The 18,082-nt window shown below is 50.2% G+C and carries 14 protein-coding genes; 10 read left to right on the top strand and 4 right to left on the bottom strand.

Features of this window, described 5'->3' with window-relative positions; all coding sequences use genetic code 11:
• Positions 1-30 precede the first annotated feature (30 nt).
• The 9 genes from ACJAZW_RS01280 to ACJAZW_RS01240 all read left to right on the top strand — a co-directional run bounded on the left by ACJAZW_RS01280 (position 31) and on the right by ACJAZW_RS01240 (position 11,594).
• Positions 31-2,001, top strand: coding sequence for a 3-hydroxyacyl-CoA dehydrogenase NAD-binding domain-containing protein (locus ACJAZW_RS01280; RefSeq protein WP_415155040.1), 1,971 nt, complete (start codon positions 31-33; stop codon positions 1,999-2,001).
• A 12-nt stretch (positions 2,002-2,013) separates the two neighbouring features.
• Positions 2,014-3,303 (top strand): acetyl-CoA C-acetyltransferase, encoded by a 1,290-nt coding sequence (locus tag ACJAZW_RS01275; protein WP_415155039.1) that lies wholly within the window; start codon positions 2,014-2,016, stop codon positions 3,301-3,303.
• A gap of 593 nt (positions 3,304-3,896) precedes the next feature.
• On the top strand, positions 3,897-5,531 hold the full coding sequence (locus ACJAZW_RS01270) for a peptide ABC transporter substrate-binding protein (protein WP_415155038.1): 1,635 nt from the start codon (positions 3,897-3,899) through the stop codon (positions 5,529-5,531).
• Positions 5,532-5,713: 182 nt separating this feature from the next.
• Positions 5,714-6,661: an oligopeptide ABC transporter permease OppB gene (gene oppB / locus ACJAZW_RS01265; RefSeq protein WP_415155037.1), complete on the top strand. Its 948-nt coding sequence runs from the start codon at positions 5,714-5,716 to the stop codon at positions 6,659-6,661.
• Positions 6,662-6,670: 9 nt separating this feature from the next.
• Positions 6,671-7,600: an ABC transporter permease subunit gene (locus ACJAZW_RS01260; protein ID WP_415155036.1), complete on the top strand. Its 930-nt coding sequence runs from the start codon at positions 6,671-6,673 to the stop codon at positions 7,598-7,600.
• Positions 7,601-7,668: 68 nt separating this feature from the next.
• Complete coding sequence (locus ACJAZW_RS01255) at positions 7,669-9,507, top strand: dipeptide ABC transporter ATP-binding protein (RefSeq protein ID WP_415155035.1); 1,839 nt, start codon at positions 7,669-7,671, stop codon at positions 9,505-9,507.
• Positions 9,508-9,720: 213 nt separating this feature from the next.
• Positions 9,721-9,846: a type B 50S ribosomal protein L36 gene (gene ykgO / locus ACJAZW_RS01250; RefSeq protein ID WP_415155034.1), complete on the top strand. Its 126-nt coding sequence runs from the start codon at positions 9,721-9,723 to the stop codon at positions 9,844-9,846.
• A 176-nt stretch (positions 9,847-10,022) separates the two neighbouring features.
• Positions 10,023-11,231: an ammonium transporter gene (locus tag ACJAZW_RS01245; RefSeq protein ID WP_415155033.1), complete on the top strand. Its 1,209-nt coding sequence runs from the start codon at positions 10,023-10,025 to the stop codon at positions 11,229-11,231.
• A gap of 24 nt (positions 11,232-11,255) precedes the next feature.
• Positions 11,256-11,594: a P-II family nitrogen regulator gene (locus ACJAZW_RS01240; protein ID WP_415155032.1), complete on the top strand. Its 339-nt coding sequence runs from the start codon at positions 11,256-11,258 to the stop codon at positions 11,592-11,594.
• Positions 11,595-11,762: 168 nt separating this feature from the next.
• Here the strand turns inward: ACJAZW_RS01240 and pyk are convergent, their stop codons facing one another.
• Positions 11,763-13,199 carry a pyruvate kinase gene (gene pyk, locus ACJAZW_RS01235; protein ID WP_415155031.1) on the bottom strand — a complete coding sequence of 479 codons (1,437 nt, stop codon included), beginning with the start codon at positions 13,197-13,199 and terminating at the stop codon, positions 11,763-11,765.
• Positions 13,200-13,210: 11 nt separating this feature from the next.
• A complete protein-coding gene (locus tag ACJAZW_RS01230) occupies positions 13,211-13,663 on the bottom strand; it encodes a DUF1036 domain-containing protein (RefSeq protein ID WP_415155030.1) in 453 nt (150 codons plus the stop codon).
• Positions 13,664-13,889: 226 nt separating this feature from the next.
• Between ACJAZW_RS01230 and ACJAZW_RS01225 the strand changes: the two genes are divergently transcribed.
• Complete coding sequence (locus ACJAZW_RS01225) at positions 13,890-14,162, top strand: DUF2312 domain-containing protein (protein WP_415155029.1); 273 nt, start codon at positions 13,890-13,892, stop codon at positions 14,160-14,162.
• Positions 14,163-14,188: 26 nt separating this feature from the next.
• Here the strand turns inward: ACJAZW_RS01225 and dxs are convergent, their stop codons facing one another.
• Positions 14,189-16,126 (bottom strand): 1-deoxy-D-xylulose-5-phosphate synthase, encoded by a 1,938-nt coding sequence (gene dxs, locus ACJAZW_RS01220; protein ID WP_415155028.1) that lies wholly within the window; start codon positions 16,124-16,126, stop codon positions 14,189-14,191.
• Between the two features lie 130 nt (positions 16,127-16,256).
• Positions 16,257-17,942 carry a DUF882 domain-containing protein gene (locus ACJAZW_RS01215; protein WP_415155027.1) on the bottom strand — a complete coding sequence of 562 codons (1,686 nt, stop codon included), beginning with the start codon at positions 17,940-17,942 and terminating at the stop codon, positions 16,257-16,259.
• Between the last annotated feature and the right edge of the window lie 140 nt (positions 17,943-18,082).

The following is an 18,082-nucleotide window of genomic DNA, read 5'->3' as shown; positions in this document are numbered from 1 at the left end:
CGAAACTGATTATAGATGGGGAGCGAAAACGTGGCACAACCCAAAATGCCGAAGCTGAAATATTGGCGCTTTGAATTAGACTTTGAAAGAATTGGTTGGCTGACCATTGATACGCCAAAATCTGCGGTGAATGTTCTGGGCACAGAATGCATGGCTGAACTTGAAACGCTATCGTTGCGGTTTGAAGATTTGGTGGCATCCGATGAGTTGGCTGGTGTTGTACTCTTGTCTGCAAAAGACAACGGGTTCATCGCTGGGGCCGATGTGCGCGAATTTGATGCCATGAGCGACCCTTCGGTTTTGCCCGATGCCTTAAAACGCGCCCATGCCGTGTTCGAGCGAATTGAAAATCTCAAAGTGCCTGTTGTTGCAGGTATTCACGGGTTCTGTTTGGGCGGTGGTTTTGAGTTGGCGCTTGCCTGTCATTATCGGATTGCGGTGAATGACGATAAAACCCGGGTCGGGTTCCCAGAAGTCAAATTGGGCATTTTCCCGGGGTTCGGTGGTACTGGCCGGTCGATCCGTCAGGCTGGTCCAGTTGCGGCGATGACCGCAATGCTCACCGGCAAATTCTATCGCGCTGGTGCGGCTAAGGGACTTGGGTTTGTCGACAAACTCGTCAAGCACCGCGACCAGTTGCGTTGGGAAGCACGCAAAGCTGTGATGCAACGCCGAACGTCTGCGCCTGCAGGGTTCACCAAGCGGGTGATGGCCATGGGGCCGCTGCGCAGCTTCACCGCGAAAAAGATGCGTGAGAGCGTGCGCAAGAAAGCCAATAAGAAACATTATCCCGCGCCGCATAAATTGATCGATATCTATGAAAAGCATGGCAATAATCCGAAGGCTTTTATCAAAGCTGAGATTGAACATTTTCCCCCATTGATGGCCACTGATACCGCGAGCAATTTGCGACGGGTATTCTTTCTATCAGAAGGGCTGAAAGCGCAAGGCGTGCAAAAAGGGCCGAAACCTAAATTTGCGCGGGTGCACGTGATTGGCGCTGGCGTCATGGGTGGTGACATTGCGGCTTGGTGCGCGCTGCGCGGCATGGAAGTCACGTTGCAAGATTTGGACATGGAGCGAATTGCGCCCGCGTTGAAACGGGTAAAGTCGCTATTCAAAAAACGTTTGCGCAAACCCGATTTGGTGGCAGCGGCGATGGCGAGGTTGATCCCGGATACTGAGGCAAAAGGTGTCGCGCGGGCAGACGTGGTGATTGAAGCGATTGTTGAAAATCTTGAGATCAAACAAAAACTGTTTGCCTCATTGGAACCAAAGTTAAAACCAAATGCGATTTTGGCGACCAACACTTCGTCCATTCCATTGGAAAACATCGCATCGGTGCTTAAAGACCCATCGCGGCTGATTGGTCTACACTTCTTCAATCCGGTGGCGCAGTTGCCGCTGGTGGAAGTGATCGAGCAAAAAGCCAATAGCGATGAAGTCGTGCGTATTGGCGCAAGTTTTTGTACAGCGATTGGCAAAAGCCCAGTGGTTGTGAAAAGCGCACCGGGTTTCCTCGTGAACCGGGTCTTGATGCCCTACATGTTGCAAGCGGTGATGCGGGTCGAAAACGGGGAGAACCCGGTGACCATCGACAAAGCTGCGGTCGCTTTTGGCATGCCGATGGGGCCGATTGAATTGATGGATGTTGTGGGTCTTGACGTTGGCAAATCCGTTGCTGAAGAACTTGGCCAAGAGGTCAAGCAAGGCGGTAAATTTGCAGGCCTTGTTGGCGATGGGCATCTGGGCCGTAAGACGGGCCAAGGGTTCTACAAATGGGAAGATGGCAAGCCGCAAAAAGGCGAGGCCGCCAATGTTGCTGACCTCGAGGGACTTGGTCGTGAACTGGTGAAACCATTGGTTGATGAATGTGAAGTCTGCGTGAAAGACGGCATTGTGGCCAACGCTGACATGGCCGACATTGGCGTGATTTTTGGCACAGGCTTTGCGCCTTTCCTTGGCGGGCCGATGCAGGCGCGCAAAGATGGCAAGGCGTAGGGGAGAAATTTGATGGCGAACACTAAAACACTCAAGCGCGTCGCAATTGTCGGTAGCGCCCGCATTCCGTTTTGTCGGGCATATTCGGGTTACATGGACGAAACTAGCCTGTCGATGATGTCGGGTGCGCTTTCAGGCTTGGTCGATAAGTTTGATCTTAAAGGTCAGCATATTGATGAGGTGATGGGCGGCGTGGTGCTCAACCATGCGCGTGACTTTAACATCGCGCGTGAAGCGGCCCTAAATGCAGGGCTTGCGCCAACGACGCCGGGCACAACTGTTCAAATCGCGTGCGGCACATCTCTGCAAGCGGCATTGATGCTTGGCGCAAAGATCGCATCCGGTGAAATCGAAAGTGGCATTGCCTGCGGCGCGGACAGTGTCAGCGATAGCCCAATTGTTTTTGGTCCGAAATTTTCCAAACGGATGATTAAACTGAGCCGGGCAAAGTCGCTCGGGCAAAAGTTTGGTGTGTTCAAAGGGTTTGGTTTCGGTGAAGTTGTGCCGAACGCACCTTCAACCTCGGAGCCACGCACGGGCCTATCTATGGGCCAACATTGCGAATTGATGGCCCGCGAATGGAACATAACCCGGGAAGCGCAAGACGAGTTGGCATGGCGAAGCCACATCAATGCGGCCAACGCCTATGATGAAGGGTTTCACGATGATCTGGTTGTGCCCCATGCAGGCATCGTGCGCGACAATAATGTGCGCGCAGATTCAACGCTTGAGAAAATGGCAACCTTGAAGCCATCGTTTGATCGAAGGTCTGGCCACGGCACGCTGACAGCGGCAAACTCAACGCCTTTGACCGACGGCGCAGCTGCGGTGCTGCTGGCCAGCGAAGCGTGGGCGAAAGAACGCGGTTTGCCAATTCTGGGTTATTTGCGCGCTGGTGCGGTGTCGGCAAACGATTTTGCGGCGGGCGACGGGCTGTTGATGGCGCCCACGATTGCTGTTTCCAATATGTTGCGCAAGGAAGATTTGGCGTTTGCTGATTTTGATTTCTTTGAATTGCACGAGGCGTTTGCAGCGCAGGCACTTTGCACGATCAAGTCGTTTTCCGACCGGGCCTATAACCGAAAGGTTTTGGGCCGCGAAAAAGTGTTGGGCAAAATTGATGTCAAAAAACTCAATGTAAAAGGGTCAAGTGTTGCTTATGGGCATCCGTTTGCCGCGACCGGCGCGCGCATACTTGGCGTGACAGCCAAACTGCTCGATGATAGCAAAAAGCGACGTGCGTTGATCTCGGTTTGTACGGCTGGCGGGCAGGGTGTGGCAGCGATTGTTGAACGGGCTTAAACTGACTTGAATTGATCGATGGAATGTAGGGTCTGGGTGTCAGAATTGGCCTCGGAATTTTTTTCGGTTTTCGCCGCCAAATTTGACCTATTTTCCAACCGTGAGCTGATCTCGATTTTAGACGGGATCGGTTTTGTGAACTTACGTGTATTCCCTACAAAAATTGTCTAAATGGTCCAGAACTGCCGTACCCTTGCGTACAATTGCACCTTTTGAAATGTATTGTCGGACAAGTGGGGCTAGCGCCTTCAAGTTTAAGGGTTAATTTGGATGGTGTTTGGCGATCTTTAGCGTTTATTTTTGTTCTTTTTCCAAAAAAATTTTGATGAGATAAAAGCAATTCCACTTCCACCTAATTCACTGAAATATAGATATAAAACTTGATTCGATGCGTAAAGTTTGTGAATTCATGCTGATTTGGCGGGTGAAATTGGGTGTTCTGAAGCCAAACAGTGCTTGCCAAAATGGGCGGTTGACCGCTAGGTTCTAGGCTCGCATTTGGGCTTTAAAGCGCACATGCAAAAACGACCAAAAGATTGTCCATTAAAGTGATGATCGAGGTCGAAGGAAACGTCTACTAGGGAGAGTAGTTTATGAAGTTTACCTCAATTTTTAGAGTTGCATCAGCCGCAACCATCGCAGCCTCCATGGCTGGTGGTGCCGCCTATGCACAAGCCATGCATCCAATGACCGGCGAAAAGCTGGCTGCGGATCAAACATTCACCTATCGTTTGCTTGACGGCATTCCAACACTTGACCCACAATTGAACGAAGATGTTTCTGGTTCAGATATTCTTCGCGATTTGTTTGAGGGTTTGACCAACCAGGACGCTGACGGCAACACAATTCCAGGTGTCGCTGAAAGCTGGGAAGCTTCTGAAGGCAATACGGTTTATACCTTTAAACTTCGCAACAATGCAAAATGGTCAAATGGCGACCCTGTAACTGCCAATGATTTTGTGTACGCTTGGCGTCGCGCTGCAGACCCTGCAACTGCTTCACCTTATTCATGGTACATGGATTTGATGTCAATCAAGAACGTTTCTGAAGTTCTTGCTGGCGATCTTGCGCCCGATCAGTTGGGTGTTGAAGCCGTTGATGATTACACATTTAAAGTGACATTGAGCCAGGCCCTGCCATACTTTGTGGCAATGACAACCCATGCGACAGTTTTCCCTACACACAAGGGAACAATTGACACCTATGGGGATCAGTGGACGCGCCCTGAGAATATGGTTTCTAACGGTGCGTACAAGCTAACTGAGTGGGTTCTTAAAGAACGCACTACGCGCGAACGCAACCCAATGTACTGGAACAACGACAAGACTATTCTTGATAAAGTTGTGACGTTGGTCATCAACGACGAAAACGTTGCTTTCACTCGTTACCAAGCTGGTGAACTTGACTGGACACAACCTCCTACAGGTCAGTATCCTCGTCTGAAAGCAGAAATGCCTGATGAGACATTTTCTGTGCCTCGTTTGTGTAACTATTATTACACCTTCAACTTGACTGAAACGGGTCATCCTGCGTTCCAAGACGCACGTGTGCGTAAAGCCTTGGCATATGCGGTTGATCGTAACGTTGTTGTCGACAATGTGCTGCAAGCGGGTCAATTCCCAGCTTACACATTTACGCCAGGTGCAACTGCTGGTTTTGACGTGCCAGACGTTGATTTCGCCGGTTGGACACAAGCCGACCGCGATGCAAAAGCGAAAGAGCTTTTGGCTGAAGCTGGTTATGGCGCTGACAATCCACTGAAGTTTGACATGCTCTACAACACTTCTGAAGGCCATAAGAAAATTGCAACTGCAATTTCTGCAATGTGGAAACAGAAACTTGGTGTTGAAGCTGTTCTTGCAAACATGGAATGGAAGACATTCCTTGACGTTCGTGGAAAGCAAGACTTCCAGTTGGCACGTGGCGCATGGTGTGGTGACTACAACGAGGCATCAACATTCCTTGATCTAGTTCAATCACAATCAGGCTATAATGATGGTAAATGGAGTAACGCTGAAGTTGACCAATTGTTGGCTGACGCGAAGACAAGTGCAGATCCATCAGCTAACTACACACGTGTAGAACAGATCTTGGCTGAAGAAATGCCTGTGATCCCCGTTTATCACTACACAGCTAATCTGTTGCTGAAACCAACCTTAAAAGGCTGGCCTTTCGGTAACGTTGAGCAAAACTGGTATAGCCGTGACCTTTATAAGGTCGCTGAATAGCAGGTAACAATATGGAGGTGCCGCGGTTTACTGCGGTACCTTCTTTTTTTGGAACGCCGTGAAAAGTCGGGTTTCAGTATTTGGTGAATGTCCTCTCACATTGTTGAAATGCCAAGGTTTCTCTTGGCTGATATGATGCTCAAATTGAAGAGGCACGCTAAAGGGATGCAGGGTCAAAGCTTATGTTCAGCTTTATAATAAAAAGAGCAATGTCGGCCATTCCGACGCTCTTATTTCTCGTTATTTTTTCTTTTGTTTTGATGCGTTTGGCACCAGGTGGGCCGTTTACGTCTGAGCGGGCCTTGCCTCCACAAGTGCTTGCCAACATCGAGGCAAAATACGGACTTGATCAACCATGGTTGATCCAGATCTGGCGTTATATTTCGGGCATTGTGACGCAATTCGATTTTGGGCCGTCCTTCCGCTACAAAGACCAAACGGTCAACAGCATTTTGACTCAGGGTTTTTCCGTGACCTTGGTTTACGGTTTTTGGTCATTTGTTGTTGCTGTTGGTGTTGGCCTGCCTTTGGGCATAATTGCCGCGATCAAACACAATAGCTGGCTGGATTATTTGGCTGTTGGCATTTCGATTGGTGCGGCTGTGTTGCCTAACTTTGTTATGGCGCCAATTCTGGTGATCTTGTTTGCGTTGGTATTGCCAAATCTCACCAACGGAGTGATCTCGCTGCCTGGCGGCGGCTGGAACGGTGGGCAAATACAGTACATTATCATGCCGGTGATTGCGTTGAGTACGAGCTATATGGCCTCAATCGCACGTATCGCGCGCTCATCCATGCTCGAAGTCTTGAATTCAAACTTCATCCGCACCGCAAAAGCCAAGGGCTTGCCGATGTCGAGTATCATTATGAAACACGCCATCAAGCCAGCATTGCTGCCCGTTGTGTCCTATCTTGGCCCAGCGTTTGTTGGCATGATCACAGGCTCAGTAATTATCGATGTTTACTTCTCGACCGGTGGTATGGGGCAATATTTTGTTGATGCCGCAACAAACCGTGATTATTCACTGTTGATGGGCGCGACGATCATCTTTGGCTCACTCACCATTTTGTTCAACATGATCGCTGACATTCTTTATGCTTGGCTTGATCCGAAAATTCGGTTGGCATAGGGGGCAATTATGTTGGTAAACAGAGAAAAAATGGCCGGTGTCGTCGATGCACTTTCAAATGGCAAGGAAGTTGAGGGGCGTTCACTTTGGCAGGACGCTTGGGAGCGCTTTCAGCGCAATAAGGCTGCGGTTGTCAGTGTGGTTGTTCTTGCGCTTATGGTTGTTCTGTCTTTCGTTGGGCCGGCGCTAGCGCCTTGGACTTACGAAGAAATTGACTGGAACATTATTGGTAATGCGGCGCAGTCTGGCTTTCCCTCAATTGCGTCGGGGCACTTTTTTGGAACGGATGATTTAGGTCGCGATATTTTTGCTCGCACCATGCAAGGCACGCAAATTTCACTGTTGGTTGGCTTGGTTGGTACGTCGGTCGCTGTGGTGCTCGGGGTACTTTATGGCGCAACAGCGGGTTATGTGGGGGGGCGTGTCGACAATTATATGATGCGGTTCGTCGATCTCTTGATGTCCATTCCTTACATGTTCATCTTGATCATTCTGTTCGTTATGTTCGGGCGCTCACTATGGCTTTTGTTTATGGGGTTGGGCTTGTTTTCTTGGATGGACATGGCGCGGATTGTGCGTGGGCAAACATTGTCGATCAAAAATAAGGAATATATTGAAGCTTCAGTTGCGGCTGGCGTTGGTACATTCACAATCATTATTCGGCACGTGCTGCCAAACTTGATGGGCATTGTTGCCGTTTATACGACGTTGCTTATCCCCGGGTTGATTTTAACGGAGAGCTTCATTTCGTTCCTTGGCTTAGGTGTGCAGGAGCCGCTTACGTCTTGGGGTGCATTAATATCGGATGGTGCGAAAACCATTCAATATGGCACGCCGTGGCAGTTGGCTTTTCCACTTGGTTTCTTCATTGTGGGGCTATTCTGCTTCTACTTTATTGGCGACGGCTTGCGCGATGCGCTTGATCCGAAAGATCGATAGGAGGGTATTTTGAAAACCAATCAAACGTCCAATCTGTCGACCTTCAATTTGAATAAAGGATCAGTAGCGTGAGTGCACCAAACAATAGAATTCTGGAGGTCAACAATCTCAACGTGACCTTCGATACCCCTGATGGGGAAGTGGAAGCGGTGAAAGGTGTAACTCTTCACATCGAACCGGGCGAGTGTCTGGGCATCGTTGGCGAATCGGGATCGGGCAAAAGCCAGACTTTCATGACAATTATGGGCTTGTTGGCGAATAATGGTCGCACAGAAGGCGAGATCATTTTTAATGGCACCTCGCTTTTAGGACTTTCCACCTCAGCGCTGAACAAGGTGCGCGGCCGTAAAATGTCAATGATCTTCCAAGATCCATTGACGTCGTTAACGCCACATTTGACAGTGTTTGAGCAAATGGCCGAAGTGCTACAATTGCATACAGGCATCCGCGGTGGAGAAGCGGAAAAGAAATGCATTGACTGGCTAGATCAGGTTCGCATTTCTGATGCGGATCGTCGCTTGCGGCAATATCCGCATGAATTGTCCGGTGGCATGCGCCAACGGGTGATGATTGCAATGTCGATGTTGTGCTCGCCCGATTTGCTGATTGCTGATGAACCAACAACGGCGCTCGATGTGACCGTGCAGTCGGAAATTCTCGATCTGATGGATGAACTTAAGCGCGAGAACAACACCGCAATTGCGCTGATTACCCACGATATGGGTGTGGTTGCGCGGATGTGTGATCGCATTCAAGTGATGCGTCACGGCATTTATGTTGAAGAAGGCACAGCCGAAGCAGTGTTCCACACGCCACAACATGACTACACAAAAATGTTGTTGGATGCGATGCCGCGTATCGATCAGCCTGACAAGGCCACCAATCGCAAGCTCAAAGACTATGATCTTAAGGGCCGCGATGTGGACTTCCTCAAAGTTGATGATGTGAAAGTTCATTTCAACATTAAAGTGCCTACCGGGCTTTGGTACAAAAACGTTCCTTTGAAAGCTGTTGATGGGGTTAGCTTTGAGCTTAAGCCGGGTGAAACATTGGGCATCGTTGGCGAATCGGGTTGTGGAAAGTCCACACTTGCACGTGCTGTGTTGCAGTTGATCCCACCGACCGCGGGCAATGTAAGCTGGTTAGGGCGTCCATTGGATGCAACAAACAAAGCTGAGTTGAAGGCCAAGCGGGAAGACTTGCAGATTGTTTTCCAAGATCCATTGGCAAGCCTTGACCCACGGATGACAATTTCTGATTCCATCATGGAGCCGCTGCGCACTTTCCGTTCGGACATGAGCCGGAACGAGATGAAAGAAAAAGTGGCAGACATTATGGAACGTGTGGGGCTTGATCGGAATATGATCAATCGTTATCCACACGAATTGTCTGGTGGCCAAAATCAGCGGGTGGGCATTGCTCGCGCGATGATCATGGAGCCGAAGCTTGTCGTGTGTGACGAAGCTGTGTCGGCGCTTGATGTTTCCATCCAAGCGCAGATTATTGAGTTGCTGATGGACTTGCAGGATGAGTTTGGTTTGTCGTTGCTGTTCATCTCGCACGATCTTTCGGTGGTACGTGAAGTGTCGCATCGGATTATGGTGCTGTATCTGGGTCGTGTGGTTGAACTTGCGGATCGCAATCAGATTTATCTGCATCCGCAACATCCCTATACCCAACAGCTGATTTCGGCGGTGCCGATTCCTGATCCGCATGTGGAACGTTCGCGGACACGTATTCGCTTTCCCGGGGAATTACCATCGCCAATGGACCCAACAGCAAAACTTAGATTTTTGAAATCCAAGCTTAGGGCAAACCAGCTCGATTATGTGCCCGTGTTGCGCGAGCACACACCGGGTCACTTTGTTGCGGAACACGATCCTATTGAAGAACTCTTGGCCAGTTGATTTGCTGGTATGGGTTGAGAATTGACGGGGGGCTTGACGCCCCCTGTTGCTGTTTGAATGGTATGGGTTGTTGATTGATCTGGGTTGAGGGTAAGAATCCTTGGATTTTTGCGCTAAGGAGCGTTGACAAACTAGGCATTTGTCCATAAACAACGACCAACGAATTCTTGGCGCCAGTGGCGCCTATTTTTATGAATGTGAAGGGTGACCGGAATGAAAATCAAAAATTCCATTAGAGCGCTGCGCACCCGGCATCGCGACAATAAGGTCGTTCGCCGTCGCGGTCGTATCTACATTATCAACAAAGTGAACAAGCGTTTTAAAGCTCGTCAAGGCTAAGCGCTACACATTTTGCAGAACAAAGATTGGGGGCTGATAACGTTGTTATCGGCCCCTTTTTTTGTTTGCGTGAACCTGCCTAAAAATTCAGCAGTTTTGACTTTCGATAAAAAATAGGCAAGAATGTGTATGTGCCTAAAAAATAGGCGATATCGTGTTTTGAGGAGAAGTTGACGATGAATGGTGCGGATACGAGCTGGGTAATGACGGCTACAGCTTTGGTTTTATTGATGACGCTGCCGGGGCTGGCATTGTTTTATGCAGGTCTCGTGCAAACCAAAAACATTCTATCGGTGTTGATGCATGTTGTTGCGGTCGCTTGCCTTGCCTCCATTCTGTGGTTCATGTTCGGCTATTCTCTGGCCTTTACCGAAGGAAATGCATTTATTGGCGGTTTGTCCAGAATTGGATTGGCTGGCATCGAGCGCGACAGTTTGAGCGGCACTATTCCTGAAAGCCTTTGGGTGATCTTCCAGATGACCTTTGCTGTGATCACCCCCGCACTTATGATTGGGGCGTTTGTTGAGCGTATCAAGTTCTCTGCGGTTTTGATTATTTCAGGTGCTTGGCTGTTGCTTGTCTATGTTCCGGTGACCCATTGGGTATGGGGCGGTGGTTGGCTTGCTCAATTAGGTGTGATTGATTTTGCGGGCGGCATTGTGGTGCACATCACAGCCGGGGTGTCCGCAGCGGTAATCGCGTTGATGTTGGGCGCACGCACGGGGTTCCCCCATGGTGTGCAGCCCCCACATGCGCCTTGGATGGTGATGGTTGGTGCGTCGCTGTTGTGGGTTGGTTGGTTCGGGTTTAACGGGGGCAGTGCCGTGGCCGCTAATGGCGATGCGACGATGGCCATCTTGGTTACTCACCTTTCGGCCGCCACGGCGTCACTGGTCTGGATGGTGATTGAATGGGTCAGATTTGGTAAGCCAAGCATTGTGGGTATCGTTACCGGCACTATCGCTGGCTTGGCGACAATAACGCCAGCTTCGGGCTCTGTTGGGCCCATGGGCGCTATTGTATTGGGTCTTGTGGGCGGCTTGGTTTGTTTCTATGCGGTAGATTTTGTAAAAAGCAAAATGAAGGTCGATGATTCTTTGGACGTCCTTGCTGTGCACGGTGTTGGTGGTGCTTCGGGCAGTCTATTGCTGGCGTTTCTACTCACTTTCGGCTCAGGCGCTTCGGGCTATGCAGAAGGGGTAACTGCAATTAGTCAGTTCGGCGCGCAAGTGATCGGGGTTGTTGCAACAGCAATCTGGTCTTTGGTTGTCACTGTGGTTATTGTATGGATTACCAAGCAACTTGTTGGCCTTCGTGTTGATAAAGAAGCTGAAACAACAGGTCTTGACTTGGCTGTGCATGGTGAAACCGGATACAGGCATTAACCGTCATCTCAAACGGAGGATCATATGAAACTCATCATCGCGATTATCAAACCGCATAAACTGGATGAGGTGCGTGACGCAATTGGCGCGTTAGACATTTTGGGTATGACCGTGACAGAGGTTCGTGGTTATGGTCGGCAACGTGGACACACGGAAATCTATCGGGGCGCAGAGTATGAAATTTCATATGTTCCAAAGCTAAAGCTTGAAATTGGTGTGCCAGATGACAAATTGGACCAAGCTGTTGACGCCATTCGAGAAGCTGCCTCTGAAGGCAAAATTGGCGATGGTAAGATTTTCGTTTTAGATCTTGAGGCAGCAATTCGTGTGCGTACCGGTGAGAATGGCGAAAGCGCGCTTTAGTTATCGTCCGTTTCAAGATTTAACGCGTTAGTCGGCGGAGGAGAAGGACCCTTACCCGCTCTTCAGCCGACTGGCGCGTTTTAATATTGGCATTTCCATTATTTTCTGTTCAAAAAAATACCCGCCAAAATGGCGGGTATTTGAATTGCAAATAGCTTAGAGAGTTTTTTAGGACGAACCAACACCGTCTTGGCCGACAAAGGCAATGCGCAACATATTTGTTGCGCCGGGCGTTCCTAACGGTACGCCAGCGGTGATGGCAATGCGGTCCCCTGGGCGCGCAAAGCCTTCCCGATAGGCAATTGAACATGCGCGATCTACAACGTCGTCTAGGTTCACCGCGTCGTCTGTACGCACACAGTGTAGACCCCAAACGAGTGAAAGACGACGAACGGTTGCCAGTTTAGGCGACAAAGCGACGATTGGCTTTTCAGGGCGTTCACGTGCCGCGCGAATGCCTGTGGAGCCTGAAGACGTGTAGGTGACGATAGCAGCCAAATCGAGCGTTTCGGCAACTTGGCGGGCCGATGCCGAAATTGCGTCGGCTGCTGTTGCTTCTGGTTCAATGTTTTGGCGACGAATGATGGACTGATAAAGACCATCTTGTTCAACGGCCACCGCGATGCGGTTCATTGTCGTGACCGCTTGAACTGGGAAATCGCCCGCTGCTGATTCTGCTGAAAGCATGACGGCATCTGCGCCTTCATAAACCGCGGTCGCCACATCTGAAACTTCGGCACGTGTAGGCACTGGGGCTGTGATCATTGATTCAAGCATTTGAGTTGCCACAACCACTGGTTTGCCTTGTTGGCGGGCCATGCGGATCATGCGTTTTTGCAGGCCAGGTACGGTTTCCAGCGGCATTTCAACGCCCAAATCGCCTCGTGCAATCATTATGGCGTCAGACAATTTGATGATTTCTTCGAGCCGCTCGATTGCTTGCGGTTTTTCGATTTTTGCCAAAATACCGGCGCGGCCCTGAACGGTCTTGCGCACGTCAATGATGTCCTCAGGGCGTTGCACAAATGATAGAGCAATCCAGTCGGCTTTTACTTCTAAAGCGGCCAGCAAGTCTGCGCGGTCTTTATCAGTTAAAGCACCAACAGCAAGCAGGGTGTCTGGCAGGCTGACGCCTTTGCGGTCGGAAAGTTTACCACCGTGTACAACTTCACACTCAATCTTATCTGCGCTTTTTTTGATGCAGCGCATTTCGATTTTGCCGTCGTCAAGCAGCAGTTTGTGCCCCTTTTCAATGGATTCAAAAATTTCCGGGTGTGGCAGGTGAACGCGGGTTTTGTTGCCCTCAGATGTGTCGGTGTCGAATGTGATCACATCGCCAGTGGCCAATTGAACGGAACCTGTGTTGAATTTGCCAACACGCAATTTTGGGCCTTGCAAATCAACCAACACGCCAATGGGGCGTTTGATGGTTTTTTCAACTTTGCGCACCATGGCCATGGTTTGGGCAAGGAGTTCATGGCTGGCGTGGCTCATGTTGATGCGGAAAACGTCTGCGCCAGCGCGGGCCAGCTCTTCAATTGTTGCCTCTGTATTTGAGGCAGGGCCCAGGGTCGCGAGAATTTTAATTTTGCGTAGACGTCTCATTGGTGCTCCAACTATTGCAGATCGGCGTCCGTGAGTTGAACAGTCCAATCTCTGTTTTTCATCGTATCGACTTCCATGAAGCCGGTTCGTTCGTAGCCGCGGGCCAGACAGTCCTTTTCACCAAAGATTGTGAAGGACTTGTCTCGGGTGCACATAAAAATACGCCCATCCCATCGATTTCCGCCGATGTCATCCACGGCGTGAATATAGAAATATTGCGATCGTTGTTCGTCTAAGGGGCCATTGAACACGACAGCGCAATTTTCCGGTTCTGCCAACCACCAACCTTCAGACTGCCAGCCTTTTTCGCTGCGAAAGCCTATGGCGATAGCCACCGGATTTTGACTCTGATTGCAAATCCGCAAGTCAGCAGCAGCTGGAGTTGTGTTAAATATTGTCAGCAGCAGGGACAGCGGCACAAATCTCATTGTGGCCTTTGTTATACTAAAGTCGATAAAAGACAAGGTCACTACACTCCCAGTTGGGTACATTTTTTTGCGTTCATGGCACGTTATAATTGATTTGAGACTGATCTGTGGCGTTCAATTGTGAAAACTTGCCGGATATTTTTACATGGGCAGCGCTTTTGCAAAACGATGGTGGATGAGTGGCTTTTGGCCTTGCAATTATCCCGTGCGATGGGCGAAAGATAGAGCCAAATTTTTGCAACCCGTTTGAAAGTAAGTTGATATGGGACAGTCCACCATCGCCCGCGAGCAATTGCGCTCCTTTGTTGAACGCATTGAGCGTTTGGAAGAAGAAAAGAAGTCGATCTCAGAAGATATTCGCGACGTTTATGGTGAAGCCAAAGGCAATGGCTATGATGTGAAAGTGTTGCGCGAAGTGGTGAAATTGCGCAAGCAAGAAAGCCACGAACGCCAAGAACACGAAGCGATATTGGATCTGTACAAACACGCGTTGGGCATGATCCCGTCCGGAGCTGTGGACGACGAAGCGCTTTAAGGCTGCTTTGTTGATAAATGCGCAAACTACCGGCCGTCGATCAGTCCAGACATGACTTGATTGGCGGCTTTTTCATTGCCAATGGCGCGCATTGCGGTTGCTGCGATTGCGTTACGATCAAGGCCCGCCTGGGCGTACATTTTGTCTTGTGCGGCGTGATCAAAATGCTTGTCTGGAATAAACATCGGGCGGCATCTTAAACCACCGTCCAACAGCCCTTGCAGTGCGAGGTGGTTCAACACGAAACTGCCAAAGCCTCCGATTGATCCTTCTTCAATTGTGATCAGCACTTCATGTTCGTTGGCGAGGCGCTCGACCATTTCAACATCAAGCGGCTTAGCAAAACGCGCATCGGCAACCGTTGCCGAAATGCCAAATGTCGAAAGCATGTCAGCTGCTGCAAGTGTTTCAGACAGGCGGCCACCAAATGACAATAGGGCCACGGAGCTACCTTCGCGCAAAATGCGGCCTTTGCCAATTTCCAAGAATTTGCCGCGACTTGGCATTTCGACGCCAACCCCTTCACCGCGTGGAAACCTAAACGCAATTGGGTGTTCGTCAAATTCTGCGGCGGTGCGTACCATGTGTTTTAATTCGGCTTCGTCGCCCGGTGCCATCAGCACCATATTGGGGATTGCGCCCAAATATGCGGTGTCGAACGCACCCGCGTGGGTTGGACCGTCTGCGCCGACAAATCCTGCGCGGTCAATGGCAAAGCGTACGGGCAGATTTTGTATTGCCACATCATGCACCACTTGGTCGTAACCCCGTTGCAGGAAGGTGGAATAGATCGCACAAAACGGGCTCAGGCCCTCGGTGGCCAAGCCGGCGGCAAATGTTACGGCATGTTGTTCGGCGATGCCGACGTCAAAACAGCGGTGACCGAATTGTTTGGCGAACTTATCCAAACCGGTGCCCGAGGGCATAGCGGCGTTTATTGCGACGATGCGCTCATCAAGCTCAGCTTCCTGGATCAGACTATCAGCAAAAACACTTGTATAAGAAGGGGCGTTGGACACTGGCTTGGATTGCGCGCCTGTGATCACGTTGAATTTTGAAACGCCGTGATATTTATCCGCTGCATTTTCGGCGTGTTCGTAGCCTTTGCCCTTTTGCGTCACGACATGGATGAGAATGGGGCCATTTTCGGCGTCACGCACATTGTCCAAAATGGGCAAGAGGTGATCAAGATTGTGCCCGTCAATTGGACCAATATAGTAAAACCCCAATTCCTCAAATAAGGTGCCACCGGTCCAAAACCCGCGCGCATATTCTTCGGTTTTGCGCGCCTTTTCGGAGACGAATTTTGGCAGGTGGTCGGTTAGCCCTTTTGCGATCTCACGGATCGAACGATAGGCTTTACCCGAAACCAGCCGCGCCAAATAGGCGCTCATGGCGCCAGTGGGTGGTGCGATTGACATGTCGTTGTCGTTCAATATCACAATCAGCCGCGCATCCATCGCGCCGGCATTGTTCATGGCTTCATAGGCCATGCCAGCTGACATGGCGCCATCGCCAATGACGGCGATAATGTTGCGTTTTTCATATTTTAGGTCGGCGGCAACGGCCATGCCCAACCCAGCTGAAATCGAGGTAGAGGAATGGCCTGCACCAAAAGGATCACATTCGCTTTCGCCGCGTTTCGTAAACCCCGATATTCCACCTTCTTTTCGCAACGTGCGCATTTTGTCGCGACGCCCGGTAAGGATTTTGTGGGGATATGCTTGGTGACCAACATCCCAGATAATTTTGTCATCTGGCGTGTTGAATACATGATGCAGTGCGACGGTGAGTTCAACAACACCAAGTCCTGCGCCCAAATGTCCGCCTGTGACGGACACAGCATCGATCATTTCGGCGCGCACTTCATCGGCCAGTTTTCGGATTTGATCGCGTGGCAATTCCCGCAGATCATCCATCTTGGTGATGCTATCCAGAATTGGGGTCTCAGGGCGATTTGTCACTCATGCCTCACTTTACGCAGCGGGGAAATTGGAGCGCCCCATCTGATCTAATGAGATTTAAACCCACTAACACACACGTGCAACCAGTGGGTGACGAATGGTCGTTGTTTTTTGCAATTATTGTCGGAATTTATAGCGAACTTGCTGTTTTGAAGCCAATTTGGGTTGCAACACCTGCTTGTTTGCGCACCGTGAAGCCCAGTTGTGTCTGGTTGCCCAGCACCGTTGTTGGGGTCAGGTCGCCAACATCTGGTTCAAACATGACTGCAAATCGAGCATTGTCAAAATTTGTGGGGTCGACTTCAAAGCCAAAACTGTCGTCGCCATCGGCTGGGAAAAACTCACCCGGACGTTGATCGATCTTGGCTGATATTGGTGCAAAAGCGGATTTTGTGTTTCCGACCTTCACGTTGCGCAAAATGCTGCCAAAGTCGCTAAGGTCAGTGTTCAGACTAGCATTAGTCAGTGCATCGCGAATATTCGGCGTAAACGGTGATTTGGCGTTCACGATTGCGACGTCTTGACGAATTTCTGTCGCACCGTTCTGACGGTTCAAGATGATTTCCAGGGCCTTTTGGGCGTCTGGCGAAGCTGATTGCGCTGGCGCATAGGCCGCGAGCAGCGCATCTGCGGCATATAGATCAGGAAGTGCACCTTTGCGCATCGGAACTTGAGGTACAAATTCAGCTTGGCTTTTGGCGTCTAGTGTGAAGCGGGACGGGTTTACGACGCTGTTAGGGTCAACAGATGCAACGGTAAACCGGGAAGATAGTGTTTCGCTGGCTTGCGCAGGGACGCCCAAGGATGCTGTAGCTAACTTGATCGCTTCTGGTTTGATAGGTGGTGCAACGGCGACCAAGAGGTCTTCGCTGTCGCTGTCCGTTGGTAAGGGCGGTAGCGTTTGGGGGTCTTCAAACTGTTTTGATAATGATGTCGGGCGCTTGGGGGGCAATTGATCCAAAGCTGCGACTTGAATTGGCGCACTGATTTTTGTGGGCCTTTTGGCAACTTCAACTTTGTCGTTGTCACGTCCAAAAAGCACATCAAGCAATGTGCGGCCTGACCCACCCGCCGATTTTGCATTTTCAGCGCTGGCAAGCCGGGTGGTCGATCCATTGCAGGGTATTTGTTTGCACCGCTTATAGTCAGCCTGTGCGGTGGCATAGCCCGTTTGCGACAATACTACGCCGTTGGATGGGATATGAAGGGTTTTGCCCTTGGGGAATAGTTTCTTTAATTGCGCTGTTGTCATGCGCGGCCAAGCGCGAACGCTGCCGGTGTCCAAGTGTACAAATGGACTGCCTGACGTTGGGTAATAACCCACGCCACCCATCTGCTTTTTCATGGCGACTTGACGCAACTTGGTAAGGGAAACGCCGGGGATAAAAAAGTCCAGGGCCAACCCGCGCGTGTGATTGGAATTTTTTGCAACAGCGCTGGAGCGTGAGCGCAACATTTCGTTGGTCTGGGGTGAACGATAAGCAGAAACCACGTTGATTGGCTGTGTGGCACCTACCTCTTGGTATGTTTCCCACACCAGATCAAACAGACGTGGGTCCATTTTCGCGGATTCGTTGCGGCGCCAATCTCGTAAGAAATAGTTGAGTTCTGCCAAGCCCTTTTTGTCATAGCGACCGTCGCGCTTGAAGGTGATTTTGGCGGTTTCTTTGGTGTGGGTGTAGTACAGATATAGCGTGCGATCGCGCGCAGCAGCTGCGGGGCTGGCCAACCCAGCTGCCACAAATAAAGTGGTAATCAGCAAAAATAGAGCGCGTTTTATCGCGCATTTTGAGAGTGTGCCCAATGTACCAAACAATTTCGGACGCCCTTAACGCTACAATTTAATGCAAGTTACACCAAACAAGATGCGATTTTGTTAACGATCAGAACGAATGCTACCCCAAGAGTTAAACCAAGTAAGAGAAACTTACCCCTTAAACATGGAGAAGAAAAGGG

The sequence above is a fragment of the Maritalea sp. genome (assembly GCF_047634455.1).
Classification (GTDB): Bacteria; Pseudomonadota; Alphaproteobacteria; order Rhizobiales; family Devosiaceae; genus Maritalea.
The sequence above is the reverse complement of the archived record's forward strand: the minus strand, read 5'-3'. Positions and strand labels throughout refer to the sequence as shown.